This window comes from uncultured Pseudomonas sp., assembly GCF_913774235.1.
In the GTDB taxonomy this organism is placed as follows: domain Bacteria; phylum Pseudomonadota; class Gammaproteobacteria; order Pseudomonadales; family Pseudomonadaceae; genus Chryseomonas.
This window is the reverse complement of record NZ_CAJYDW010000005.1, coordinates 208,239-231,407: the sequence shown is the minus strand read 5'-3', so window position 1 is coordinate 231,407 and position 23,169 is coordinate 208,239. Positions and strand designations below refer to the sequence as shown.

The window sequence follows — 23,169 nt, the reverse complement described above, 5'->3', positions numbered from 1 at the left end:
CAGTGCTGTCGCTACGGCGCACCGGCATGGCCGCGATTAAACCGGCAAAATCCCCCTACCCCCGCTGCAACGAATGCCCGACGTCGCCCTTCTCTGTCACCTTGGCGGCATCCCAGAGCGCATCCATCTCTTCCAGGCTCGCCGCCTGGGGCGTGCGCCCCTGGGCTTTCAGGGCCTCTTCGATATAGCGGAAACGCCGCTCGAACTTGGCGTTGGCCTGGCGCAAGGCATCTTCGGCATCGACCCGTAGGTGGCGCGCCAGATTGACCATCACGAACAGCAGATCCCCGACCTCTTCCGCCACCTGAGCGGCCTGGCCGTTGGCCATGGCCTCGCGCACCTCGTCGAGCTCCTCCTGGATCTTGGCCACCACCGGCGTCGCATCGGCCCAGTCGAAGCCGACGTTGGCCGCGCGCTTCTGCAGCTTGGCCGCGCGACTCAGGGCCGGCAGGGCGGCCGGCACGTCATCCAGCAGTGACAGCTGCTCGGGCGCCGCGGCCTTTTCCGCGCGCTCCTCGGCCTTGATCTCCTCCCAGCGCCGCTTGATGGTCGCCTCGTCGAGCCGTGGCAGGTCCAGCGGGCCGTGCAGGTCGCCGTCGGGAAAGACATGGGGATGGCGGCGCACCAGCTTGCGGGTGATGCCATCCACCACCTGGGCGAAGTCGAAATGACCATCTTCCCGACCCAGCTGGCTGTAGTAGACGACCTGGAACAGCAGATCGCCCAGCTCGTCGCGTACCTGGGGAAAATCGCGCTTGGCGATGGCATCGGCCACCTCGTAGGCCTCTTCCAGGGTATGGGGCACGATGCTGGCGTAGTCCTGCTGCAGATCCCAGGGGCAACCGTGCTGGGGATCGCGGAGCCGGGCCATGAGGTGCAGGAGGTCGTCGAGCTGGTACATGGGGAATCCTGTCGCGTAAAAAAGAGCGAGGCGCCGGAGCGCCTCGTGAGGATCATCGTCACACCACTCAGGCCGCGCGGTTACGGCGGGCTTCGATGATGTTGGGCAGTTGCGAGATGCGCCCGAGCAGGCGGCCGAGGGCATCCAGGCCGGGGATCTCGATGGTCAACAGCATGTTGGCGGTGTTTTCTTCGCGATTGCTGCGGGTGTTCACCGCCAGCACGTTGATCCGCTCGTTGAGCAGGATCTGCGAGACGTCACGCAACAGGCCCGAGCGATCGAAGGCCTTGATGAGGATGTCGACCGGATAGGTCTGCACCGGCACCGGCCCCCAGCTGACCTGGATGGTCCGCTCCGGCTCGCGGCTGGCCAGCTGCAGGGCGTTGGCGCAGTCCTGCCGGTGAATGGTCACGCCGCGGCCCAGGGTGATGTAGCCGACGATGGGGTCGCCCGGCACCGGCTGGCAGCAGCCGGCGATCTGGGTCAGCAGGTTGCCCACCCCCTGGATCTGCACATCGCCGCGCTTGCCCGGCTTGTTGGTGGGCTTGCGCGGGATGAGGTCGAGGGTGTCCTGGCCCTTGTCCGGCTCCACCAGTTGCTGGGCCGCGTGCATCACGTGGGCGAGGCGCAGGTCACCCGCACCCAGGGCCGCCAGCATGTCCTCGGCACCCTTGTAGTTGACCTTCTCGGCCAGCTTGTCGAAGTCCACCGGCGGCAGCGCCAGGCGACCCAGCTCCCGCTCGATCATGGCCTTGCCGGCGGCGACATTCTGGTCACGCGCCTGGAACTTGAACCAGTGGACGATCTTGGCCCGCGCCCGGGAGGTGTTGACATAGCCCAGGTTGGGGTTCAGCCAGTCGCGGCTGGGCGAGCCCTGCTTGCCGGTGATGATCTCCACCTGCTCGCCGGTCTGCAGCTGGTAGTTCAGCGGCACGATGCGGCCGTTGATCTTGGCGCCGCGGCAGTTGTGGCCGATCTCGGTGTGCACCCGATAGGCGAAATCCAGCGGCGTCGCGCCCTTGGGCAGGTCGATGGCATGGCCGTCGGGGGTGAAGACGTAGACCCGATCCGGCTCGATGTCGACCCTTAGCTGATCGGCCAGGCCGCCGATGTCGCCCAGTTCCTCGTGCCATTCCAGCACCTGACGCAGCCAGGAGATCTTCTCTTCGTAGTGATTGGACGCCGACTTGACGTCGGTACCCTTGTAGCGCCAGTGGGCGCAGACCCCCAGCTCGGCCTCTTCGTGCATGGCGTGGGTACGGATCTGCACCTCCAGCACCTTGCCTTCCGGACCGATCACCGCGGTGTGCAGGGAACGGTAGCCATTCTCCTTGGGATTGGCGATATAGTCGTCGAACTCGCGGGGAATGTGCCGCCAGAGGGTATGCACGATACCCAGCGCGGTGTAGCAGTCGCGCACCTCGGGCACTAGGACCCGCACGGCGCGGACGTCGTAGATCTGGCTGAATTCCAGGCCCTTGCGCTGCATCTTCCGCCAGATGGAATAGATGTGCTTGGCCCTGCCACTGATGTCGGACTTGATGCCGGTGGCGGTGAGCTCGTCACGCAACTGCTGCATGACGTCGGCGATGTACTGCTCGCGATCCAGCCGCCGCTCGTGCAGCAGAGTGGCGATCTGCTTGTACTGCTGGGGCTCCAGGTAGCGGAAGGACAGATCCTCCAGCTCCCACTTGATATGGCCGATGCCCAGGCGATGGGCCAGGGGCGCATAGATGTCGGCCACCTCGCGAGCGACCCGGTTGCGGCGCTCCTCGGTGGCGTTCTTCACCGCGCGGATGGCGCAGGTACGTTCGGCCAGCTTGATCAGGGCGACGCGGACATCGTCGACCATGGCCACCAGCATGCGCCTCAGGTTGTCGACCTGAGTCTGGCTGCCCAGCACCATGGACTTGCGCGGATTGAGGCTCTCGCTGATCGCCGCCATGCGCAGCACGCCCTCGATCAGCTTGGCCACCACCGGCCCGAAATGCTCGGCCGCGGATTCCAGCGTCGCCTTGCCCTCGCGTACCGCGCGATAGACGATGGCCGCGATCAGGCTGTCCTGGTCCAGCTTGAGATCGGCGAGGATCTCGGCCATCTCCAGACCGGTATGGAAACTGGAAGTCCCTTCGGCCCAGGTATGCTCGATCTGCCCCGAGTTCTCTTCCGCCGTGCGGGCGAAACCGCAGGCATCCAGCAAGGCCTCGCGATCGAGATTCGGATCCACGCTCTGGATGTGATCCAGCCAGGCGTGAAGGTTGATGCTGCCATCGACGTTGACTGGCTGATGCGCTCTGACCTGTACCATCTACCCCTTCCTCACGGCGTAGCCTTCTCGCCGGATTGGCTCGCGTTGGTTGGCGAGCCGTCGTTACCCGGGCATCCCGCCCGCTTCGAACAACACCATGGCTTCCACATGGGCGGTCTGCGGGAACATGTCGAGAATCCCCGCCCGCGTCATGCGATAGCCCTGCCGCACCAGCTCACCGGCATCCCGTGCCAGGGTGGACGGATTGCAGGACACATAGACCAGTCGTCGTACGCCAAGCCGACCCAGTTGCCGGACCACTTCCAGCGCGCCATCGCGCGGCGGATCCAGCAGCGCCAGCGAATGGGCGTCCAGCTCGGCAGGCAGCGGGTTCGACAGGTCCACCTGTAGAAAGTGCGCGTTGCCGATGCCGTTGTCACGTGCATTTTGTATTGCCCGTGATGTCATCGCCGCCACGCCTTCGATACCGGTGACCGCCTGGGCCCGGCGCGCCAGCGGCAGGGAGAAGTTGCCCAGACCGCAGAACAGGTCCAACACCCGGTCGGTGGCGGTCGGTGCCAGCCAGTCGAGGGCCTGGGCGACCATGGCCTCGTTGATGGCGGCGTTGACCTGGACGAAGTCGCCCGGCTGGTAGCCGAGGGTGAGCCCCCAAGCCGCCAGCGCGTAGCCCAGGACGGCGTCCGCCCGATCCGGCGTCGGCTCGCCCTTGCCTTGCCACCAGAGCTGCACCTCGCGATCCGCGCAGAAGTCGCGCAGGCGCGCCTGGTCTACTGGCAGCAGGGCCTGGGTATGACGCACCAGCAACGCCGTCGCGGTGCCCTGGAAGAGTTCGACATGACCGATGACCTGGGGGCGCTCGAGTCCGCCCAGCAGTTCCGGCAGCGCACTCAGTAGCGGTTGCAACTCGGGCACCAGCACCAGGCAGTCGTCGGGCGTGACGATGTCCTGGCTGGCTTCGGCGCGAAAACCGACTTCCAGCCGTTGCTGACGCTCATCCCAACGCACGGCGATGCGGGCGCGGCGGCGGTAGCCGAACTCCGGACCGACCATGGGCGCGGCCCAGGACGAGGGTTGCACCCCCGCTAGGCGGCGGAACTGTTCTGCCAGCGACTCTTGCTTAAGGCTCAACTGATCGGCATGGGGCAGGTGCTGCAGGGTGCAACCGCCGCAGCGATCGGCCACGCTGCAGGGCGGCGTACGCCGCAGCGGGCTGGCCTCCAGCACCTTGAGGGTGCGCGCCTCCACCACCTGGCTGCGGGCGCCAAGCACTCGCGCCTCGACGCGCTCACCAGGCAGGGCGCCGGCGACGAACCAGGTCCGCCCGCCTTCGTGGGCAATGCCGCGGCCGTCGTGGGACAGCCGCTCGATGCCCAGTACCTGGCGCTTGCCAGTCGGCACCGCCGCGGTACGGGCGCCGCCGGCGGGCTGGAAGCGCAGTCCGCCGCTGCCTCGCTTAGCGCGGGTCATAGACGCCAGTCGACAGGTAGCGATCGCCTCGGTCACAGATGATGGCGACGATCACCGCATCGTCCACTTCCCGGGCGATGCGCAGGGCGCCCGCCACCGAACCGCCGGAAGACACGCCGCAGAAGATGCCTTCTTCGCGCGCCAGGCGGCGCATGGTGTCCTCGGCTTCCTGCTGCGACATGTCGATGATGCGATCCACGCGACTGGCGTCGTAGATCTTCGGCAGATAGGCCTCGGGCCAGCGGCGGATGCCGGGAATGGCTGCGCCCTCCTCCGGTTGCAAACCGACGATCTGCACCTTGGGATTTTGTTCCTTCAGGTAGCGCGAGGTGCCCATGATGGTCCCGGTGGTCCCCATGGAGCTGACGAAATGGGTGATGCTGCCGTGGGTCTGGCGCCAGATTTCCGGCCCGGTCCCCAGGTAGTGGGCGACCGGGTTGTCGCCATTGCCGAACTGGTCGAGCACCTTGCCGCGGCCTTCGGCCTGCATGCGGGTGGCCAGGTCACGGGCACCTTCCATGCCCTCGTCCTTGCTCACCAGGATCAGCTCGGCACCGTAGGCGGTCATCGCCGCCTTGCGCTCGGCACTAGAGTTGTCGGGCATGATCAGGATCATGCGGTAGCCCATGATGGCGGCGGCCATGGCCAGGGCGATGCCGGTATTGCCGGAGGTGGCCTCGATCAGCGTATCGCCGGGCTGGATGTCACCGCGGGCCTCGGCCTGGCGGATCATCGACAGCGCCGGCCGGTCCTTCACCGACCCCGCCGGATTGTTGCCTTCCAGCTTGAGCAGCACGGTATTGCGGGTATCGCTGGCCAGGCGCTGCAGGCGAACCAGCGGCGTGTTACCGATGCAATCGGCGATGGTGGGATAGTGCAGACTCATGGATCAGCTCGTTCCGCCAGGGGTGAAAGCTGTCCATGATACCCCCAAACCCGCGCCGACCCTACCCATGAGGCGCCGGACTATGGCCTGGGCGCGGTCGCTCCGTCGCTGGCCACTTCCAGGGCGGCGGGCAGGCTGAGCGAGAGGATGGCTTCCGGTCCCAGGTTGGGACGCACCTGGGGCGTCACCTGCAGGCCCGGCAGACTGGCCAGGCGCTCGGCCAGCCGCTTGGGTGCTTCGGGCGCGACCTTGCGGGTCAGGTCCTCGCTGCCGGAAAACAGCCAGAGGTGCACTGGCCGGGCGCCACCCACGCCCTGGAACTCCTGCGCCCGCTTGAGGATGTGACCCTGCTGCCAGCCGAAGGCCACGTCGCTCGCCACATAGCGCTGGAACGCCTGGGGCTGCCGATAAAGGGTATCGAGTACGAACAGCCCGCCATAGCCATGGCCCCACAGCGTCTGGCGATTGGGATCCACCGGCACGCTCTGGGTCAGCAGCGGCTTGATGCGCTGCTCGATCAGCTCGAGGAAGGCGCGCGAACCGCCGGCTGGCCAGTCCTTGCGCACATCGTCGCGATTGCGCCCATTGCCCACTGCGGGGGTGTAGTCGTAGGTGCGCTCCTGGGTGGCGTCGGCCGCGTCGGCGTAGCCGATGGCCACCAGCACCGGCGGATTCTTCAATTTATGGGGCGACAACCAGACATCCTGCAACTGCGCCAGAGCGGCATCGCCATCGAGCAGGAACAGCGCCGGATAACCCATCATCGGCGCCGGCTGCTTGGGTATGCCGATATAGACCCGATAGCGGCGCTTGCCGTCCGCCGAATCAAGCAGATGCGTCTCGAAGCTGTAGTACATCGAGCCCCGCTCCACCAGCGTGGTCTTGCGCGGCTCCAGGGCCTGGGCCGCCACGGTCCAGCCAGTACCCAGCACCAGGGCGCCCAACAGCAGCAGACTGCAACTCTTCTTCAAAGGATCTCCTCGAACGAACCACGCCGGAGTGACCGGCAATCCCTACCAGACCACCTTCGGGAGCGATGGTTGTGCACCGCGGCCGCGCGCCGTGGCATTGTTCGCGAATTTTCGCGGATCAGCGTTCAAGGGGGTGCGACCCCTTTCGCAAAGACTCTCTTTACATTTGGTAAAGGGGTTAGACTTGCCAATTTCCCGGGGGATGAGCCGTGCTGGACGAATTGGGACTCAAGGGGCGCATTCTGCTGCTGAGCGTCCTCCCCACCTGCTGCATGGCAGCTCTGCTGGGGGTCTATTTCAGCTGGGTCCAGCTGTCCGACATGCGCAGCCAGTTGATCGAGCACGGCCAACTGGTCGCCCAGCAGATGGCGCCCCTCATCGCGCCGGCCATGCGCACCGGCGACAACGACCAGCTCAACCGCATCGCCCAGCGCGCCCTCGATCAGGCCGACGTCCGCGCCATCAGCTTCCTGGATGCCGACGGCAACGTCCTAGCCCACGCCGGCCCCTCGATGACCCTCGAACTGAGCGGCCGTGACTTCCAGACCATCAGCATGAGGTCGGGACTGGACATCACCCACTTCAACCTGCCGGTACAGACCCACGACCTGCGCCTCACCCGCAGCGACGGCACTCCCGCCACCCCCCAGACCCTGGGCTGGATCCAGCTCGAACTCTCCCATCACGCCACCCTGCTGCGCGGCTATCGCAACCTGGTAGCCGGCCTGCTGCTGATCCTGCTGGGGCTGGCCTTCACCGCCTTCGTGGCGGTCCGCATGGGCCGCCGGATCAACCGCCCGCTGCAGGTGATCGCCCAAGGCGTCGGCCAGTTGCAGGAGGGCCGCCTGGAGACGCGCCTGCCGCTGCAGCTCGGCAGCCCCGAATTCGACGAACTGGCGACCGGCATCAATCGCATGGCCGAAGCCATGGAAAATGCCCAGTTCGAGATGCAAAACAACATCGACCAGGCCACCGAGGACGTCCGCCAGAACCTGGAAACCATCGAGATCCAGAACATCGAGCTGGACCTGGCACGCAAGGCCGCCCTGGAGGCCAGCCGGATCAAGTCGGAATTCCTGGCCAACATGAGCCACGAAATCCGTACCCCGCTCAACGGCATCATTGGCTTCACCAACCTGATGCAGAAGAGCGAACTGACCCCACGCCAGCAGGACTACCTGAGCACCATCCAGAATTCCGCGGAAAGCCTGCTGGGCATCATCAACGAGATCCTCGACTTCTCGAAGATCGAGGCTGGCAAGCTGGTCCTGGAGAATCTGCCGTTCAACCTGCGCGACATGATCCAGGACACCCTGACCATCCTGGCGCCCTCCGCCCACGAAAAGCACCTGGAACTGGTCTGCCTGGTCTACCGCGATACGCCGACCCACCTGGTGGGCGATCCGCAGCGCCTGCGCCAGGTCCTTACCAATCTGGTCAGCAACGCCATCAAGTTCACCCATTCCGGCACCATCGCCGTGCGCGCCATGGTCGAGGAAGAGACCGACGACCACGCCCAACTGCGCATCAGTGTCCAGGACACCGGCGTCGGCCTCGCCGAGGAAGACCGCCAGCTGCTGTTCCAGGCCTTCTCCCAGGCCGACAACTCCCTGACCCGCCAGGCGGGTGGCACCGGCCTCGGCCTGGTCATCTCCAAGCGCCTGATCGAGCAGATGGGCGGCGAGATCGGCCTGGAAAGCGTACCGGGCGAAGGCTCGGAATTCTGGATCACCCTCAATCTGCCCAAGGCCCACGGCAGCATCGACAGCCACAAGCGCATCGCCCTGGCCGGCCGCCGGGTCGGCCTGGTGGAACCCCACCCGCTCACCCGCCAGGCGCTGCAGCACCAACTGGAAGAATGCGGACTGAGCGTGGAGTTGTTCGAGACCCTCGAACAACTGAGCGAGGCCGTCGCTCACCCGGTCTCCGGCAAGTTGCCGGTGAGCCTCGCCGTCCTCGGTGTGAGCGCCCGCAGCATTCCGCCGGATCTGCTCACCGAGCGCATCTGGGAGCTGGGCCGACTGGACTGCAACACCCTGGTCTACTGCCCCACCACCGACCAGGCGGTGTTCCATGCCTCCTTGCCCGACGTCCATTGCCAGCTGCATTCCAAGCCGGCCTGCAGCCGCAAGCTGGAGCAGGCGGTGGCGGAGTTGCTCAACCAGCGGCCGCAGCGCAACGAGAGTGGTGGCCTGGGCATCACCGATCGTCCGCCGCGCCTGCTCTGCGTCGACGACAACCCGGCCAACCTGCTGCTGGTGGAAACCCTGCTGACCGACCTCGGCGCCCAGGTCACCGCCGTCGACAGCGGCTATGCCGCGGTGGAAGCGGTGCAGCAGGAGCGCTTCGACCTGGTGTTCATGGACGTGCAGATGCCCGGCATGGACGGCCGCCAGGCCACCGAGGCCATCCGTGACTGGGAAGCCAGCGAAGGCGGCACTCCGGTACCCATCGTCGCCCTTACCGCCCACGCCATGGCCAACGAGAAGCGCGCCCTGCTGCAGAGCGGCATGGACGACTACCTCACCAAGCCCATCAGCGACCGGCAACTGGCCCAGGTCATCCTCAAATGGACCGGCCTGCGCCTGCTGCACAGCTCGGCGCCCGAGGTGACCAGCCTCAGCAGCGGCGGCCAGGACATCTCCACCCTGCCGGTGATGGACCCGGACGAAGGCCTGCGCCTGGCCGCTAACAAGCCGGACCTGGCCAAGGACCTGCTGAGCATGCTGCTCGCCTCCCTGGCAGCGGATCGCCAGGCCATCCGCCAGGCCCGCGAGGATGGCGACCGCATCGCCCTGATCGAGCGCGTCCATCGGCTGCACGGCGCCACCCGCTATTGCGGCGTACCGCAACTGCGCGCCGCCTGCCAGCACAGCGAAACCCTGCTCAAGCAAGGCGCGCCGACCTCCAGTCCGGCGCTGGAGGAACTGGACGCCGCCATCGTCAACCTGTCCGCCCAGGCCAAGAGTCCGCTCTAGGCGCCCTAATCCTCGAACAGGCGCAGCTGCAGAGCGGCCTCGCGCAGATCGAGCAGGCGCACCCCCACGCCAAGCAGGCGCACCGGCCGGTTGCCACGGCGATAGGCTTGTTCCAGCAGGCGGCGATAGCTGTCCAGGTCACGACCGGCGCCCTGCTGCTCCAAGGTAGTCTGGGTGAAGTCATGGAACTTGACCTTGATGAAGGGCCGCTCCGGACGATAGCGATCCGCCAGGCGCGTCAGTCGCTCCTCGAGCTTGGCCAGCAATTCCGGCAGCTCCTTCACGCAGGCCGCCGCATCGGGCAGGTCCTGATCGTAGGTACGCTCCACGCTGGCCGACTGCCGTTGGCTGTCCACCTTCACCTGGCGCTCGTCGATCCCGTGCGCCAGGGACCAGAGGCGTTCGCCGAAGCCACCGAACTCGCGCAACAGGTCGAAGCGCGACCAGCTCTGCAGGTCGCGGCACAACACGATGCCGCGCCGCTTGAGCTTGTCCGCGGTGACCTTGCCCACCCCGTGCAGCTTGGCCACCGGCAAGGCGGCGACGAAGTCGGCCACCTCGTGTGGCGCAATGACGAACAACCCGTTGGGCTTCTTCCAGTCACTGGCGATCTTGGCGAGAAATTTGTTGGGCGCGACCCCGGCGGACACCGTGATATTCAGCTCCTCCCACACGCGCCGGCGGATGTCACGGGCGATGAGGGTGGCGCTGCCGTTGAACAGCTCGCAATGGGTGACGTCCAGGTAGGCCTCATCGAGCGACAGCGGCTCGATCAGCTCGGTGTAGTCCTGGAAGATGCCGTGGATCTGCCGGGACACCTCCTTGTAGACGTCGAAGCGCGGCTTGACGAAGATCAGATCGGGACACAGCTTCTGCGCCTGGTGAGAGGACATGGCCGAGCGTACGCCGAAGGCCCGCGCCTCATAGTTGCAGGTAGCGACCACCCCACGCCGATCGGGTGTGCCGCCGACCGCCAGCGGCTTGCCGCCCAGGCGCGGATCGTCGCGCATTTCGATGGACGCATAGAAGCAGTCACAGTCGACATGGACGATCTTGCGCTGACGCTTGGGCGAAAGCTGGGCGGGAGAACTGTCCGGAGCCATGGAGAGAGATGCCGGGCCGGGCATGGCAGCTGATTATCCGTACAGTAAGCCAAGCTTGGACGATTTTGTCCACGACGGACGACGAAGCGAACTCAGCCGACGTCCTGCAGCAACCGCTGGCGATGCAGTACCTCTTCACGCAGCTCGTCCACCAGCGCCTTGAGATCGTGGGCATGGTGCAACTGGTCGTAGTACAGGTCGCGCTCGGCGATGACGCCATCCGGGGTGATGATCATCAGTCGAGCGAAATGCTCGCTCCGCTCGTGGAACTCGATCCGCCCCAGGCTCCGGAGATGATCGAGCAAGGTTTCCAGCAAGAGATTCATGATGGCCCCTTCGGACTGTCCTGGTCGAACCGCTCAGTCGCGCTGCCCATCGTCGAAGGGCGCATCCTCGTCGTTGCCGGCGACGATACGTTCATCCGGATGGCCCGGTCGCACGGGGCGGGAGGTCATATCCAGCAGCTCTTGCGCCGCGGCGCTGAGCGTCTTCATGTCATCGACGAGTAATTCGACTTTTTCCACGACCTGAAGTGCCATGTCGCCCGCACCTTTGGCACTGCTGCCCGTCAGGGCCAGGGAAAGGTTGCACAGGTGCGCGACGAGCGCCGCCACGTCCTGCTCCATCACGCGCATGATGCGCTGGTCCAGACAGCTCGATTCCTGGGAAGGGGTCATAGGGTTCTCCGTGCCACGCGCCAAGATAGCACATGGCCACCACTCACCCCACAGGCCGCCCGGCAATTTGCTATCACCGTCTCACTTGGCGTGCTGTTGGACTCTCATCGGTTTTCCGGACCCTTTTCCTCCCTACCCGGTCGACTGAGCACGTACAACCAGGAGACCTCTCATGAAACGCCCCCTGCTCCTCAGTTCCACCCTACTCATCGCCCTGGTGCTCGGTGGCTGCTTCGACCGTGATCAGTCGGACCAGCAGAACCGTTCCAGTGGTGAAAAGGCCTCGGTCCAGATGCAGAAAAACGACGGCGACAAATGACCTCGCCCCTGCGCCGCGAAATAACTCCTTGATGAATATTAAATTTTTCTTGACGATTTAATTTTCGGCCCTATACTGGGCCCCATCGGACGCGGGATGGAGCAGTCTGGTAGCTCGTCGGGCTCATAACCCGAAGGTCGTTGGTTCAAATCCAGCTCCCGCAACCAATTCCGAAAAAACCACTCTCTTGAGTGGTTTTTTTTTGCGCGGAATTTGGCCCTCCTGTCATAACCACAGGCGCGAACTCTGTAGCCGGAACGGCTACAAAGATTGGAACAGAGCTTTTTTTACCTGTACAAGGCTTGGCAAACCGCACGCGACCAGTAATCTGACGCGCGTTTCCCGTTCAGAGGAGTTTGCATGACTGCACCTGATCCAGCCAAAGAGGTCTCCTCGAAGCCGGCATCCCTTTCGGAGCATCCTGTTTCGCCGCCTCCCGCCCTGCCCTGGCGCCTTCTGGAAAAGCTGACCGCCTACCGGCAACCCCTCGAACTGGGGTTCACCCTGGTGCTGTTCGCCATCGCCCTGATGGTCTGCTGGCACCTGCTGAGCAGCATCGACGGCGAGGCCCTGCACGATGCCCTGCGCGATATCCCGCACTCGGCGCTGATCGGTGCGCTGGTCGCTGCGGCCGCCGGCTTCACCATCCTGCTGGGCTACGAGTGGTCGGCCATGCGCTTCGCCGACGTCAAGCTGCCGGCCAAGACCTGGACCCTGGGTGGCTTCACGGCCTTCGCCATCGGCAACGCCGTCGGCCTGTCCATGCTGTCCGGCGGCTCGGTGCGTTATCGCCTCTATGCGCGCAAGGGGCTGAGCGCCCTGGAAGTGGCGCAGATGACGGTCTTCTCCAGCCTGGCGCTGGGCACCGCGCTGCCGCCCCTGGCCGCCATCGCCGCCCTCACCAACCTGGATGCCTCCACCCAGGCGCTACGCGTGCCTGAGTCGGTGATCGTCACCGTAGCCGGGCTGATCCTGGCGGGCTACGCCGTGGGCATCCTGGCCCTGCGCCGCTGGCGCGCACCGGAACAGCCATGCGCTCACGCACTGCACTTCCGCATCGGCAAGCGTGCGCTACGTCTGCCGACGCTGCGACTGTCGGTCCTGCAGCTGGCCATCACCATCCTCGACGTCGTCGCCGCCTCGATGGTGCTCTATCTGCTGTTGCCGACGGCACCGCCCTTCGGCGCCTTCCTGCTGGTCTACCTGCTGGCCCTGGCCGCTGGCGTCCTCAGTCACGTGCCGGGCGGTGTCGGCGTCTTCGAGGCGGTGCTGCTGGCAGCCTTCGCCAACGAGCTGGGTGCCGCCCAGCTGGCCGCGGCGCTGGTGGTCTATCGGCTGTTCTACGTCCTGCTGCCCTTCGTGATCGCCTGCCTGGTACTGCTGTTCAGCGAAGGCCGGCGCCTGCTGTCGAACAGTCCGGCGGTGCGTGTGGCCTCGGGCCTCGCCGCGCCCATCCTGGCCATCCTGGTTTTTCTCTCTGGGGTGGTCCTGCTTTTTTCTGGGGTCACCCCTGAAATAGATACCCGTCTGGAAGGCATGGACTTCCTGCTTCCCCAGCGGTTGATCGATGCCTCTCACCTGGGCGCGAGCCTGATCGGTGTCGTCTGTCTATTGCTGGCGCAGGGATTGCGTCGGCGCCTGTCCGCGGCTTGGGCGGTGACCTTGATCCTGCTGTTGCTCGGCTCCCTGCTGTCCCTGTTGAAAGGTTTCGACTGGGAGGAAGCCTCGATCCTGGCGATGACGGCCGCCCTGCTGGCCATCTTCCGCAAGTCCTTCTATCGGCGCAGCCGCCTGATGGAACAGCCCTTCTCGCCGCTGTACGTCACCGCCAGCATCTGCGTGGTGGCGGCTTCGGTCTGGCTGCTGCTGTTCGCCTACCAGGACGTCCCCTACGAGACGCGCCTCTGGTGGCAGTTCGCCCTGGACGCCGATGCGCCCCGCGGTCTGCGCGCCGCCTTGGGCAGCTCGGTGCTGCTGCTGATCATCGCCCTGGGCTGGCTGTTGCGGGCCGCTCCACCGGCCATCGAGGCGCCCACCAGCGAAGACCTGCAGCGCGCCTTCGACATCGTCCGTAAATCCAGCCAGCCGGATGGCGGCCTGGTGATGACCGGCGACAAGGCCCTGCTCTTCCATGAGAGCGACGCCGCCTTCCTGATGTACGGTCGTCGCGGCCGCAGCCTGATCGCCCTCTTCGATCCGATCGGCCGCTCCCAGCCACGCGCCGAGCTGATCTGGAAATTCCGCGATCTCTGCGACCTGCACCATGCCCGGCCAGTGTTCTATCAGGTCCGTGCCGAGAACCTGCCGTTCTACATGGACATTGGCCTCACCGCGCTCAAGCTCGGCGAAGAAGCACGGGTCGACCTGCATGCCTTCGACCTCGACAGCAAAGGCAAGAAAGACCTGAGATACACCTGGAATCGCGGTCAGCGCGACGGCCTGTCCATCGAGTTCCACGCGCCGGGGGAGGCTCCCCTCGACGAACTCAAGGCCATCTCCGACGTCTGGCTGGAAAGCAAGCAGGTACGCGAGAAGGGCTTCTCCCTCGGCCGCTTCGACCCCGACTACCTGCGCCACTTCCGCATCGCCGTGGTGCGCTTCCAGGACCGAGCGGTGGCCTTCGCCAACCTGCTGGAGACCGAGCGTACCGATCTCGCCAGCATCGACCTCATGAGGGTCACCGCGGATGCACCCAAGCAGACCATGGAATTCCTCATGCTCGGGCTGATCCTGCACTTCAAGGCGGCGGGTTACGCGCGCTTCTCCCTCGGCATGGTACCGCTGGCCGGCCTGCACCCGCGGCGCGGCGCGCCCATCACCCAGCGCCTGGGCGCCATGGTGTTCAGACGCGGCGAGCAGTTCTACAACTTCCAGGGACTGCGGCGCTTCAAGGACAAGTTCGATCCGGAGTGGGAGCCGCGCTACATGGCCGTGCCGGCAGGACTGGACCCGCTGGTCGCCTTCGCCGACACTGCAGCCCTTATCGCCGGGGGTTATACCGGCCTGGTCAAACGTTGAGATCCCTATGCTGAAACGCGTACTCGCGGTACTGCTCATCGTCCTGCTGATCGCCGTGGGCCTCGGCTGGTGGTGGTTCCATCGCTGGCCATCGGCGCCGGTAGTCAAGGTAGAGGCACAGGCGGATGGTCGCCTGCTGACCATGGCCGCGCCCAAGGGCGAGCCCCATGCCCGGGTGGTCCTGGCCACCCCGCCCGACCTGCAACTGGCGGACGCCGATCTGCTGAGTCTTGCCACCAACACCGGTGCCGAGATCGTCCAGTACGAGATCAAGGTACTCAACAGCTGCCAGGCCCAGGCCGACGATTTCGCCAGTGCGGCCAAGGAGCTCAGTGGCGCCCCGACCTTCGTCGGCGGCATCGGCCCGGGCGCGGCCCGTGCCTGGCGCTGGCTGGCCACCCAGAGTGACGCCAAGGCCGCCGCCCTCAGCGTCGGTTTCAACCTGGATACCCTGGATTGCCCGGACGCCCTGCCGCCCAAGGCCGCTGCGGGCCAGTGGCATATCGCCTGGAACGATCATCCCACCGATGAATCGGCGATCTTCGTGCGCCAGCAGAGCAATGCCGACCTCACCATCGCCGACTACGGCACCGCCCTGCCGGTAGTGCTGCGCGAGCAGTTGAAGACGCGCCTGCTGGGCCAGCACAACGACATCCCGACCATCGAGATGCCAGCCGACCCGGACGTCAAGCCCGGTCACCCGGACATCGTCACCATCTTCTATTCGGGTGACGGTGGCTGGCGCGACATCGACCGCCTCTCGGCCCAAGCCATGAACGAGGCCGGCTACCCGGTGGTGGGTGTCGATGCCCTGCGCTACTTCTGGCAGCACAAGAGCCCCGAACAGGTCGCCGCCGACCTCGCCAACCTGATGCAGGAGTATCGCGAGAAATGGGGTGCCAAGCACTTCGTGCTGGCCGGTTACTCCTTCGGCGCCGACATCCTGCCCGCGGTCTACAACCGCCTGCCGAAGGCTGATCAGGACCAGATCTCGACCCTGCTGCTGCTGGCCTACAGCCGCAAGAGCAACTTCGAGATCGCCGTGGAAGGCTGGCTCGGCAAACCGGGCGACGAAGCCGACACCCTGCCCGAGGCCAAGCGCATTCCCGCAGCGAAGCTGTACTGCGTCTATGGCGCCGAAGAGAAGGACGAGAGCGGTTGCACCGAGCCTGGCATGGCGGGCGAGAAGCTGGAGCGCCCGGGCGGCCACCACTTCGACGAGAACTACGACAACCTGGCCGACTTCATGGTCAAGGCCATCGAGGCCCGCACGCCGCAATAGCGTGCAGCGTCCGGCCGTTCGTCCGGGCCTGCGGGCCCGGACCCACGGCCGGAACAACCAGGCAGTCTCTGGCGGTCTATGGCTGCAACAGCCACGGAGACCCGTCATGACCACACCGCTTTCCGCCGACGCCGCCAGCAAGATCCTGGTGGACGCCTTTCAACCCCTGGGCTGCGTGGTGTCCTGCGGTGCGGACGGCCACGATCTCGCCCTGGGTGTGGTCGATGCCAAGGGCAAGACGCTCTATACCGAAGAGCAGCTGAGCGAAACCGACTATCGCGATCCCCTGCGGCTGGCGGGCTACATCGGCACGGTACGCGCCGAGCTGGAAAGCCGTGGCCAGATCCTGGACAGCTGGCAAATGCCCTTCATCACCGATCCCGACGCCCTGCCTCCACCGGTCTTCAACTGAAGCCTGGTCCTGGCGTTCCCCGAACCAGAGCGCAAGCGCTCTACCTGAACCGAACGAAACCAGCCGCCTGCATAGCCGGCGCGATGCATCAGCACTTGGCTGCCGAAGCCGATCTGCAGACATGAAAAAGGCTCCCGAAGGAGCCTTTTTCATGTCGCCTGCGATCAGATCTCGACCTGGGTACCCAGCTCGATCACCCGGTTCACCGGCAGCTTGAAGAATCTCAGGTTGCCGTTGGCGTTCTTCATCAGGAAGACGAACAGATTCTCCCGCCAGGGCGCCATGCCCAGGCGCTTGGAGGCGATCACCGTTTCCCGGCTGAGGAAGTAGGTGGTGCGCATCGGCGTGAAGTCCAGCCCTTGGTGCGGGCAGTGGCTGAGCGCCAGGGGAATGTCCGGCTCGTCCATGAAGCCGTAGTGCAGCACCACCCGGAAGAAGCCATCACCGAAGTCCTCGACCTCCATGCGCTCCGCACGCGATACCCGCGGCCGGTCCTCGTAGCGTACCGTGAGCAGCACCACCTGCTCGTGCAGCACCTGATTGTGCAGCAGGTTGTGCAGCATGGCATGGGGCACCACGTCGGTCCGGGCGGTGAGGAAAACCGCGGTGCCCTTGGCGCGAAACGGCGGCTGGGCGCGGATGCTGCTGATGAAGATCGGCAGCGGCAGCGCCCCGTCGTCCAGGCGATCGACCACCAGTTGGCGACCACGCTTCCAGGTGGTCAGCAGGATGAAGATGATGATGCCGGCGATCACCGGGAAGGATCCGCCGGAGAAAATCTTCGGCGCATTGGCGGAGAAGTACAGCAGGTCCACCAACACGAAGCCGGTCAACAGCGGCACCATGGCCCAGCGTGGCCACTTCCACAGCAGCAGGATCACTGCCGACACCAGACAGCTGGTGATCAGCATGGTACCGGTCACGGCTACCCCGTAGGCCTCGGCCAGGTTGGCGGAAGACTGGAAGGTGAGAATCAGGAAGATCACCCCCAGCATCAATACCCAGTTCATCAGCGGGATATAGATCTGCCCCTGCTCCTGGCTGGAGGTGTGCTGGATCTGCATGCGCGGGATGTAGCCCAGCTGGATGGCCTGGCGGGTCATGGAAAAGGCCCCGGTGATCACCGCCTGGGAGGCGATGACGGTCGCCAGGGTGGCCAGGCCGATCATCGGCAGCAGCAGCCATTCCGGTGCCAGCAGATAGAAGGGATTGCGCACGGCGGCAGGGTCGGCGAGCAGCAGCGCGCCCTGGCCGAAGTAGTTGAGCACCAGGCCCGGCAGCACCAGCAGCAGCCAGGCGCGAGCAATAGGCTTGCGACCGAAGTGGCCCATGTCGGCGTAGAGCGCCTCGGCACCGGTCAGCGCCAGGACCGCCGCACCGAGCACGATGAAGCCCTTGATCGGGTTGGCCGCGAAGAACTCCACCGCCCAGTAGGGGTTGAACGCCTTGAGCACCTCGGGCTGCTGGACGATGCCGTAGACGCCCAGGGCACCGAGCGAGGTGAACCAGAGCACCATCACCGGCCCGAAGAACTTGCCGATGGTCGCGGTGCCTCGCTTCTGAATAGCGAAAAGACCGACCAGGATGACCAGCGAGATGGGCACGACCCAGGGCTCAAGGCCATCGAAGGCCAATTCCAGCCCCTCCACCGCCGAAAGCACCGAGACCGCCGGAGTGATCATGCTGTCACCGTAAAAGAGCGCCGCGCCGAACAGGCCGAGCAGTACCAGGGTGGTGGCCAGGCGCGGTGAGCCCTGGGCGGCACGGCGAGCCAGCGCGGTGAGCGCCATGATGCCACCCTCGCCTTGGTTGTCGGCGCGCATCACGAAGGTGATGTACTTGAGGGTAACGACCCAGATCAGCGACCAGAAGATCAGCGACAGGATACCCAGCACGCTGTCATGGTTCAGCGGCAAGCCGTAGTGCGGCGAGAAGACTTCCTTGAGGGTGTATAAAGGACTGGTCCCGATGTCGCCATACACCACACCGGTCGCGAGAACGATCATTCCCAGTGCCGAAGGGGCTTTACCACCGTGCTCGTGTTCCGGACGGCTCATGCAGGGCTCCTAGAGTCGAAAATCGGCGCATCCTGCGCCGAAGCGGCGCCGGGATCAAGTTGAAAAGGCCAGGGACGCAGCCAGAGCAACCGCTCAGCGCAGCGCCTCACGCTCCATAGACTCTCTGGTCGGCAAAAAGCTCTGTGCCATCGATAGAGCCCGCCTGCCCCTTCCAAGCAGCGGCAGAGATGGCTAGAATCGCGCGTTTTTTGATCAAGGCGCCTCCTGAGCGCCCGCCGAGGTTAGCCCATGTCCATCCAAACGTCCGCCCCCAAGGTCGGGTTCGTCAGCCTCGGTTGTCCCAAGGCCACCGTCGACTCCGAGCGCATCCTCACCCAGCTGCGCATGGAAGGCTACGAAATCGTACCGACCTATGAAGACGCCGACGTGGTGGTGGTCAACACCTGCGGTTTCATCGACAGCGCCAAGGCCGAGTCCCTGGACGCCATCGGCGAGGCCATCGCCGAGAATGGCAAGGTGATCGTCACCGGTTGCATGGGCGTGGACGAGGGCAACATCCGCGGCGTGCACCCCAGCGTGCTGGCGGTGACCGGTCCGCAGCAGTACGAGCAGGTGGTCAGCGCCGTCCACGAGGTGGTGCCGCCGCAGCTAGAGCACAATCCGCTGATCGACCTGGTGCCACCCCAGGGCATCAAGCTGACCCCGCGTCACTACGCCTACCTGAAGATTTCCGAAGGCTGCAACCACAGCTGCAGCTTCTGCATCATCCCCTCCATGCGCGGCAAGCTGGTCAGCCGGCCGGTGGGCGACGTGCTGTCCGAGGCCGAGCGGCTGGTCAAGGCCGGCGTCAAGGAGCTGCTGGTGATCTCGCAAGACACCAGCGCCTATGGCGTCGACCTCAAGTACAAGCTGGACTTCTGGAACGGCCAGCCGGTCAAGACGCGTATGCTGGAGCTGTGCGAGGCGCTGTCGGGCATGGGCGTCTGGGTCCGTTTGCACTACGTCTACCCCTACCCCAACGTCGACGACGTCATCCCGCTGATGGCCGCCGGCAAGCTGCTGCCCTACCTGGACATCCCCTTCCAGCACGCCAGCCCCAAGGTGCTCAAGTCCATGAAACGCCCGGCGTTCGAGGATAAGACCCTGGCGCGCATCAAGCGCTGGCGGGAAATCTGCCCGGAGCTGACCATCCGCTCCACCTTCATCGTCGGCTTCCCCGGCGAGACCGAGGAAGACTTCCAGTACCTGCTGGACTGGCTCACCGAAGCCCAGCTGGATCGCGTCGGCTGCTTCCAGTATTCGCCGGTCGAGGGCGCACCCGCCAACGAGCTGGGCCTGGACCCGGTTCCGGACGAGGTCAAGCAGGACCGCTGGGAGCGCTTCATGGCGCACCAGCAGGCCATTTCCGCGGCACGCCTGCAGCTGAAGATCGGTCGTGAGATCGAGGTGCTGATCGACGAGGTGGACGAACAGGGTGCCATCGGCCGCTCCTACGCCGATGCGCCGGAAATCGACGGCAACGTCTATGTCGACAGCGCGACGCCGCTGCAACCCGGCGACAAGGTCTGGGTGCGCGTCACCGACGCCGACGAATACGACCTCTGGGCGGAAGCTATCTAATCCTGTAGCCGGTGCGTACCGGGCACATGGGCGTGCCCGGCCGCGCTGCACTGGGCAGTGATGGGTGACGGCGCTGCCGGCTGGCTGAGCTCGCGTAGGATACCGCAACGATCACCGGCCCCCTCGCCCTGGCACTGGTGGCGCAAGGTCACCAGTTGCTCGCGCAGCTGGTTCAGCTCGCGGATGCGGACTTCCACATGATGCAGGTGGGCGCCGATCAGGGCGTCGACCTGATCGCAGCCTGGCTCGCCGCTATCGCGCAACGCCAGCAGTGCCTTGATCTCACCCAGCGTCATGTCCAACGATCGGCAGTGGCGAACGAACACCAGCCGCTCGACATGGCTCTGGTCGTAGCGGCGGTAGTTACTGCTGCTGCGCGCTGCCGGGCTCAGCAGGCCTTCCCGCTCGTAGTAGCGAATGGTTTCGACGGCGCAGTCGGTAAGACTGGCCAGCTCGCCGATTCTCATGGCCGTATATCACTCGATAGCTTCACTGGAGATAGCCTGACGGGAGCGGCGGCAGGGATCAAGACGATGGTGGCGATGGAGAGGTAGAGTCGAGGTCGACAGGAGCGGAGAGCGGATAAGGCGACGCCCCGGCGATGAGTGGATCGCAGGGGGCGTCGTAGCGGGCGCCAGTATCAGTTGGCGTTGTTCTGGTAGAGCGCGGAGGTCCGGGCCGGATGCTCGGACTGGAACTGGGCCTGAGCATTGGCGCGGATCGACTTGTTGGACACGTCACGGCTGGCGGCGGATGCCGTACCCGACAGTAAGCCCATGAAGACGATGGCAACGAGCGCCGGGATACCTAAGACTTTCATAGCGAATACCTCTTGGTTGTGCTGCTTCGATAGACACAGCGTACTACTGGTACCAATTCGCTAAAAAGTGGCCTTTTCGAGAGTGATATTTACCTGCCAGGAAATAATATCCAGGAAACTTTTAAGTCCGTCCTCAGCTTCTTCTGCTCCACCCGCCGCTCTGACGCGGGCTATTGCAAGTCGGTCAGGTGCTTTTCCAACCCCATGGGACCACCTGCGCCGACGCTGGTCATGTGGAAGAAACCATAGTCCTGCAGGTATACCCAGCGACTGCGGGGCCCGTCGCTCGCGTCCCCATGTCGACAATCGAGGCGCTTGGCGCGACCGCTCAACGACGCCAGGACCTGGCGTGCATCGCCTTCGCTCACCACTTGGCAGGACACCTTGAGTTCGCGGCGCTCGGCCTGCTTGAGGGTGCCGCTCAGCGCCTGCCGTGCCTGGTAACCGACCTGGCTGCCGACCGCGAGGGTACGCCAGTCGCCGGTGAAGCTCAGTTGCTCGATTACGGCCAGCTCTTCGACCGGCAGGCTGCCGTTGTCGACCCGGGTACGACGTACCAGATCCAGCAGACCGCGCCAGTTCAGCGCATCCACCCGCGCCCGCTTGCCCGCCGCGGTCAGCCGCAGTAGGCCGGACGTACCCGCCGCCTTGACCTGGACCTCCTCTCGATAGGGATGCGTCTGGCCGTCGTAGCGGCTTTCCCCCTCCTCCACGTAGCGCTGCACCCCGCTTCGCGCTGCGGGCAGGGTCAGGGCCTGCAGTGCCTGCATCGGCTGCGGCTGGACAGCCGGCAGCTCGGCCAGCGGCGACGCGACGACAGGCGCTGCAGCCGGCGCAGTGACAGCGCGCGACCGTGGTGCGGCCAGCAGGGCCTCCCGGCGATCGCAGGCGGTTTCGAGGAGAGTACGGCGCTCCACTGGCGCGGCGGCGAAGGCTTCCTGGGTCAGATCTGCCGACTGGCTGTCGGTGATCAACCCGCCCTCATCGAGACCGTAACGGGCGAGCAGGACGTACCGCCGCGCGGTGCAGTCCGCGGCGAGGGATTCCCGCCACAGGCGCACGGGAGCGCCATAGCGCGGTGTCTGGATCGTCGCGGCCAGTTGTTGACCACCCCAGAAGCGGCGCACACCACCGGCATCGACGAGGCTGTTGCGGTCCAGTACCAGCGCATCGCCCCCAGGTGCCGTGGCCAGAGTGCGCCAGTCGGTACTGGCCGGTTGCGCGCAGAGCGCCTGCACCTCGGGATTGGCCTTGAGTGCCGCGACCTTCGCGGCGCTCAGGGCCAGCGGTGCGGCATAGCCATTCACCCGCCCGGGATAAACGCGCTGGGCACCGTCTAGATAGAGCAGGCGCGCCTCGTCTCGGGCGCAGTCGAGGGCCACCAGGGCGCTGCCACCCTCCGGTAGGGCCAACGCCACCTGCAGACGGGAGCCGTCGCGCAGGGCGCTCCCGGCGACTACTGGCCGGGCGAAGAGGCCATCGGCGTCGGGGGCGGTTTCAGGGGGCTGCTGGGTGGTACAGCCGGCCAGCAGGGAGAGCAGACAGAGGGCGGAAAGACGGCTCGGGGTCATGGATCCTCTCGGCAGGAACCGCGATGGAGGTCGCGAACAGCAAATTGACCTGAACGAAATGCGTCTGGCGCGGATCAATAGAGGAAGCATGCCGCTTGGCATGACCTCTTCCGTTTCCACAACACGAGGTGCATTCATGAATACCGATCAAATCATAGGCAATGCCAAAGACGCCACCGGCAAGATCCAGGACAGCTTCGGCGCCGCGACCGGCAATGCCGACTGGCAAGCCGAAGGCAAGGCGCGGCAACTGGAGGGCAAACTGCAGCAGCAGTATGGTCAGGCCATCGACACCGCACGCAACGTGACCGCCGACAAGCCCTTCACCGCCCTGGCCGTCGCCGGTGGCATCGGCTTCGTACTCGGCGTACTGCTTTCGCGTTCCTGATAGCGAACGCAGGGCTGGCAACCACGCCAGCCCTCAATGCAAAAGGCCTGCTCGTGCAGGCCTTTTGCATTGAGGGCGTTCACTCGTTTGCGGTCAGCAGGTGCCGGCGCACGGTGTCGACGATTTCCCCGATGTTGAAGGGCTTCTGGAAGACGGCGTCGAACAACTCGGAACTTTCCTGGGCCAGATGCGCCTGGGCACCGCTCATAAGGATGATCGGCAGGTGCTGCAGACCTTGCCGCTCGCGCAGCGCTTCGGCCAGTTCGCGGCCGTTCATGACCGGCATCATGAAGTCGGTGATGACCAGTGACGGTAGTTCGCGATCGAATACGTCCAGCGCCCGGCGACCGTTGCTCGCCTTGACCACCATGTAGCCTTCGTCCTCGAGGGCGAAGGCCAGGATGTCCGCTATCAGAAATTCGTCGTCGACTACCAGTATCGTCGTCATGCGGAAACTCTCCCCTCCGAC

At 65.3% G+C, this 23,169-nt stretch carries 20 protein-coding genes and 1 tRNA gene; 8 read left to right on the top strand and 13 right to left on the bottom strand.

Translation table 11 applies throughout. From position 1 onward, the window contains the following. Window positions 1-55: 55 nt before the first annotated feature. From mazG to QZ471_RS03525, 5 genes are all read right to left on the bottom strand, one after another. On the bottom strand, window positions 56-901 hold the full coding sequence (gene mazG, locus QZ471_RS03545) for a nucleoside triphosphate pyrophosphohydrolase (protein ID WP_295460946.1): 846 nt from the start codon (window positions 899-901) through the stop codon (window positions 56-58). Between the two features lie 67 nt (window positions 902-968). Continuing rightward, a complete protein-coding gene (gene relA / locus QZ471_RS03540; protein ID WP_295460944.1) occupies window positions 969-3,209 on the bottom strand; it encodes a GTP diphosphokinase in 2,241 nt (746 codons plus the stop codon). 63 nt (window positions 3,210-3,272) lie between these two features. Continuing rightward, window positions 3,273-4,637 (bottom strand): 23S rRNA (uracil(1939)-C(5))-methyltransferase RlmD, encoded by a 1,365-nt coding sequence (gene rlmD, locus QZ471_RS03535; RefSeq protein ID WP_295460942.1) that lies wholly within the window; start codon window positions 4,635-4,637, stop codon window positions 3,273-3,275. Then, window positions 4,624-5,523, bottom strand: coding sequence for a cysteine synthase CysM (gene cysM, locus QZ471_RS03530; protein WP_295460941.1), 900 nt, complete (start codon window positions 5,521-5,523; stop codon window positions 4,624-4,626). The genes rlmD and cysM overlap by 14 nt, the downstream gene beginning before the upstream one ends. Before the next feature lie 80 nt (window positions 5,524-5,603). Next, complete coding sequence (locus QZ471_RS03525) at window positions 5,604-6,494, bottom strand: alpha/beta hydrolase-fold protein (protein WP_295460940.1); 891 nt, start codon at window positions 6,492-6,494, stop codon at window positions 5,604-5,606. A 209-nt stretch (window positions 6,495-6,703) separates the two neighbouring features. Between QZ471_RS03525 and QZ471_RS03520 the strand changes: the two genes are divergently transcribed. Further along, entirely contained in the window at window positions 6,704-9,472 is a 2,769-nt protein-coding gene (locus QZ471_RS03520) for a response regulator (RefSeq protein WP_295460938.1), read from the top strand. Window positions 9,473-9,477: 5 nt separating this feature from the next. Here QZ471_RS03520 and dinB read toward each other — a convergent pair whose 3' ends face one another. The 3 genes from dinB to QZ471_RS03505 form a co-directional block, all read right to left on the bottom strand. Then, a complete protein-coding gene (gene dinB / locus QZ471_RS03515) occupies window positions 9,478-10,575 on the bottom strand; it encodes a DNA polymerase IV (protein ID WP_295460936.1) in 1,098 nt (365 codons plus the stop codon). A 92-nt stretch (window positions 10,576-10,667) separates the two neighbouring features. Continuing rightward, on the bottom strand, window positions 10,668-10,901 hold the full coding sequence (locus QZ471_RS03510) for a hypothetical protein (RefSeq protein WP_059227509.1): 234 nt from the start codon (window positions 10,899-10,901) through the stop codon (window positions 10,668-10,670). A gap of 33 nt (window positions 10,902-10,934) precedes the next feature. Beyond that, window positions 10,935-11,252, bottom strand: a complete 318-nt coding sequence (locus QZ471_RS03505; RefSeq protein WP_295460934.1) for a hypothetical protein — start codon at window positions 11,250-11,252, stop codon at window positions 10,935-10,937. Window positions 11,253-11,424: 172 nt separating this feature from the next. Between QZ471_RS03505 and QZ471_RS03500 the strand changes: the two genes are divergently transcribed. The 5 genes from QZ471_RS03500 (at window position 11,425) to QZ471_RS03480 (ending at window position 16,283) form a co-directional block, all read left to right on the top strand. Then, window positions 11,425-11,571, top strand: a complete 147-nt coding sequence (locus tag QZ471_RS03500; RefSeq protein WP_295460932.1) for a hypothetical protein — start codon at window positions 11,425-11,427, stop codon at window positions 11,569-11,571. A 90-nt stretch (window positions 11,572-11,661) separates the two neighbouring features. After that, window positions 11,662-11,738: transfer RNA gene (locus QZ471_RS03495), tRNA-Met, on the top strand. A gap of 193 nt (window positions 11,739-11,931) precedes the next feature. Beyond that, complete coding sequence (gene mprF, locus QZ471_RS03490; RefSeq protein ID WP_295460930.1) at window positions 11,932-14,589, top strand: bifunctional lysylphosphatidylglycerol flippase/synthetase MprF; 2,658 nt, start codon at window positions 11,932-11,934, stop codon at window positions 14,587-14,589. Window positions 14,590-14,596: 7 nt separating this feature from the next. Next, window positions 14,597-15,871: an AcvB/VirJ family lysyl-phosphatidylglycerol hydrolase gene (locus QZ471_RS03485; RefSeq protein WP_295460928.1), complete on the top strand. Its 1,275-nt coding sequence runs from the start codon at window positions 14,597-14,599 to the stop codon at window positions 15,869-15,871. A gap of 106 nt (window positions 15,872-15,977) precedes the next feature. Beyond that, on the top strand, window positions 15,978-16,283 hold the full coding sequence (locus QZ471_RS03480) for a hypothetical protein (RefSeq protein ID WP_295460927.1): 306 nt from the start codon (window positions 15,978-15,980) through the stop codon (window positions 16,281-16,283). A 164-nt stretch (window positions 16,284-16,447) separates the two neighbouring features. On the opposite strand, the gene QZ471_RS03475 is transcribed toward QZ471_RS03480, so the two are convergent. Continuing rightward, entirely contained in the window at window positions 16,448-18,289 is a 1,842-nt protein-coding gene (locus tag QZ471_RS03475) for a potassium transporter Kup (RefSeq protein ID WP_295461455.1), read from the bottom strand. A 306-nt stretch (window positions 18,290-18,595) separates the two neighbouring features. Between QZ471_RS03475 and rimO the strand changes: the two genes are divergently transcribed. After that, window positions 18,596-19,921 (top strand): 30S ribosomal protein S12 methylthiotransferase RimO, encoded by a 1,326-nt coding sequence (gene rimO, locus QZ471_RS03470; RefSeq protein ID WP_295461454.1) that lies wholly within the window; start codon window positions 18,596-18,598, stop codon window positions 19,919-19,921. Here rimO and cadR read toward each other — a convergent pair. From cadR to QZ471_RS03455, 3 genes are all read right to left on the bottom strand, one after another. Continuing rightward, entirely contained in the window at window positions 19,918-20,388 is a 471-nt protein-coding gene (gene cadR, locus QZ471_RS03465; protein ID WP_295460925.1) for a Cd(II)/Pb(II)-responsive transcriptional regulator, read from the bottom strand. The genes rimO and cadR overlap by 4 nt on opposite strands. A gap of 173 nt (window positions 20,389-20,561) precedes the next feature. Next, window positions 20,562-20,741, bottom strand: a complete 180-nt coding sequence (locus tag QZ471_RS03460) for a hypothetical protein (RefSeq protein ID WP_295460924.1) — start codon at window positions 20,739-20,741, stop codon at window positions 20,562-20,564. Between the two features lie 170 nt (window positions 20,742-20,911). After that, on the bottom strand, window positions 20,912-22,312 hold the full coding sequence (locus QZ471_RS03455) for a hypothetical protein (RefSeq protein ID WP_295460886.1): 1,401 nt from the start codon (window positions 22,310-22,312) through the stop codon (window positions 20,912-20,914). A gap of 136 nt (window positions 22,313-22,448) precedes the next feature. On the opposite strand from QZ471_RS03455, the gene QZ471_RS03450 reads away from it, so the two are divergent. Then, a complete protein-coding gene (locus QZ471_RS03450) occupies window positions 22,449-22,700 on the top strand; it encodes a CsbD family protein (protein ID WP_295460885.1) in 252 nt (83 codons plus the stop codon). Window positions 22,701-22,779: 79 nt separating this feature from the next. Here QZ471_RS03450 and QZ471_RS03445 read toward each other — a convergent pair whose 3' ends face one another. Then, complete coding sequence (locus tag QZ471_RS03445; protein WP_295460884.1) at window positions 22,780-23,148, bottom strand: response regulator; 369 nt, start codon at window positions 23,146-23,148, stop codon at window positions 22,780-22,782. Between the last annotated feature and the right edge of the window lie 21 nt (window positions 23,149-23,169).

Excerpts from the sequence above, each read along its gene's own strand:
- mazG (WP_295460946.1), bottom strand. The coding sequence starts at position 901 with ATGTACCAGCTCGACGACCTCCTGCACCTCATGGCCCGGCTCCGCGAT.
- relA (WP_295460944.1), bottom strand. The coding sequence starts at position 3,209 with ATGGTACAGGTCAGAGCGCATCAGCCAGTCAACGTCGATGGCAGCATC.
- rlmD (WP_295460942.1), bottom strand. The coding sequence starts at position 4,637 with ATGACCCGCGCTAAGCGAGGCAGCGGCGGACTGCGCTTCCAGCCCGCC.
- cysM (WP_295460941.1), bottom strand. The coding sequence starts at position 5,523 with ATGAGTCTGCACTATCCCACCATCGCCGATTGCATCGGTAACACGCCG.
- dinB (WP_295460936.1), bottom strand. The coding sequence starts at position 10,575 with ATGGCTCCGGACAGTTCTCCCGCCCAGCTTTCGCCCAAGCGTCAGCGC.
- QZ471_RS03510 (WP_059227509.1), bottom strand. The coding sequence starts at position 10,901 with ATGAATCTCTTGCTGGAAACCTTGCTCGATCATCTCCGGAGCCTGGGG.
- QZ471_RS03505 (WP_295460934.1), bottom strand. The coding sequence starts at position 11,252 with ATGACCCCTTCCCAGGAATCGAGCTGTCTGGACCAGCGCATCATGCGC.
- QZ471_RS03500 (WP_295460932.1), top strand. The coding sequence starts at position 11,425 with ATGAAACGCCCCCTGCTCCTCAGTTCCACCCTACTCATCGCCCTGGTG.
- mprF (WP_295460930.1), top strand. The coding sequence starts at position 11,932 with ATGACTGCACCTGATCCAGCCAAAGAGGTCTCCTCGAAGCCGGCATCC.
- QZ471_RS03485 (WP_295460928.1), top strand. The coding sequence starts at position 14,597 with ATGCTGAAACGCGTACTCGCGGTACTGCTCATCGTCCTGCTGATCGCC.
- QZ471_RS03480 (WP_295460927.1), top strand. The coding sequence starts at position 15,978 with ATGACCACACCGCTTTCCGCCGACGCCGCCAGCAAGATCCTGGTGGAC.
- QZ471_RS03475 (WP_295461455.1), bottom strand. The coding sequence starts at position 18,289 with ATGATCGTTCTCGCGACCGGTGTGGTGTATGGCGACATCGGGACCAGT.
- cadR (WP_295460925.1), bottom strand. The coding sequence starts at position 20,388 with ATGAGAATCGGCGAGCTGGCCAGTCTTACCGACTGCGCCGTCGAAACC.
- QZ471_RS03460 (WP_295460924.1), bottom strand. The coding sequence starts at position 20,741 with ATGAAAGTCTTAGGTATCCCGGCGCTCGTTGCCATCGTCTTCATGGGC.
- QZ471_RS03455 (WP_295460886.1), bottom strand. The coding sequence starts at position 22,312 with ATGACCCCGAGCCGTCTTTCCGCCCTCTGTCTGCTCTCCCTGCTGGCC.
- QZ471_RS03450 (WP_295460885.1), top strand. The coding sequence starts at position 22,449 with ATGAATACCGATCAAATCATAGGCAATGCCAAAGACGCCACCGGCAAG.
- QZ471_RS03445 (WP_295460884.1), bottom strand. The coding sequence starts at position 23,148 with ATGACGACGATACTGGTAGTCGACGACGAATTTCTGATAGCGGACATC.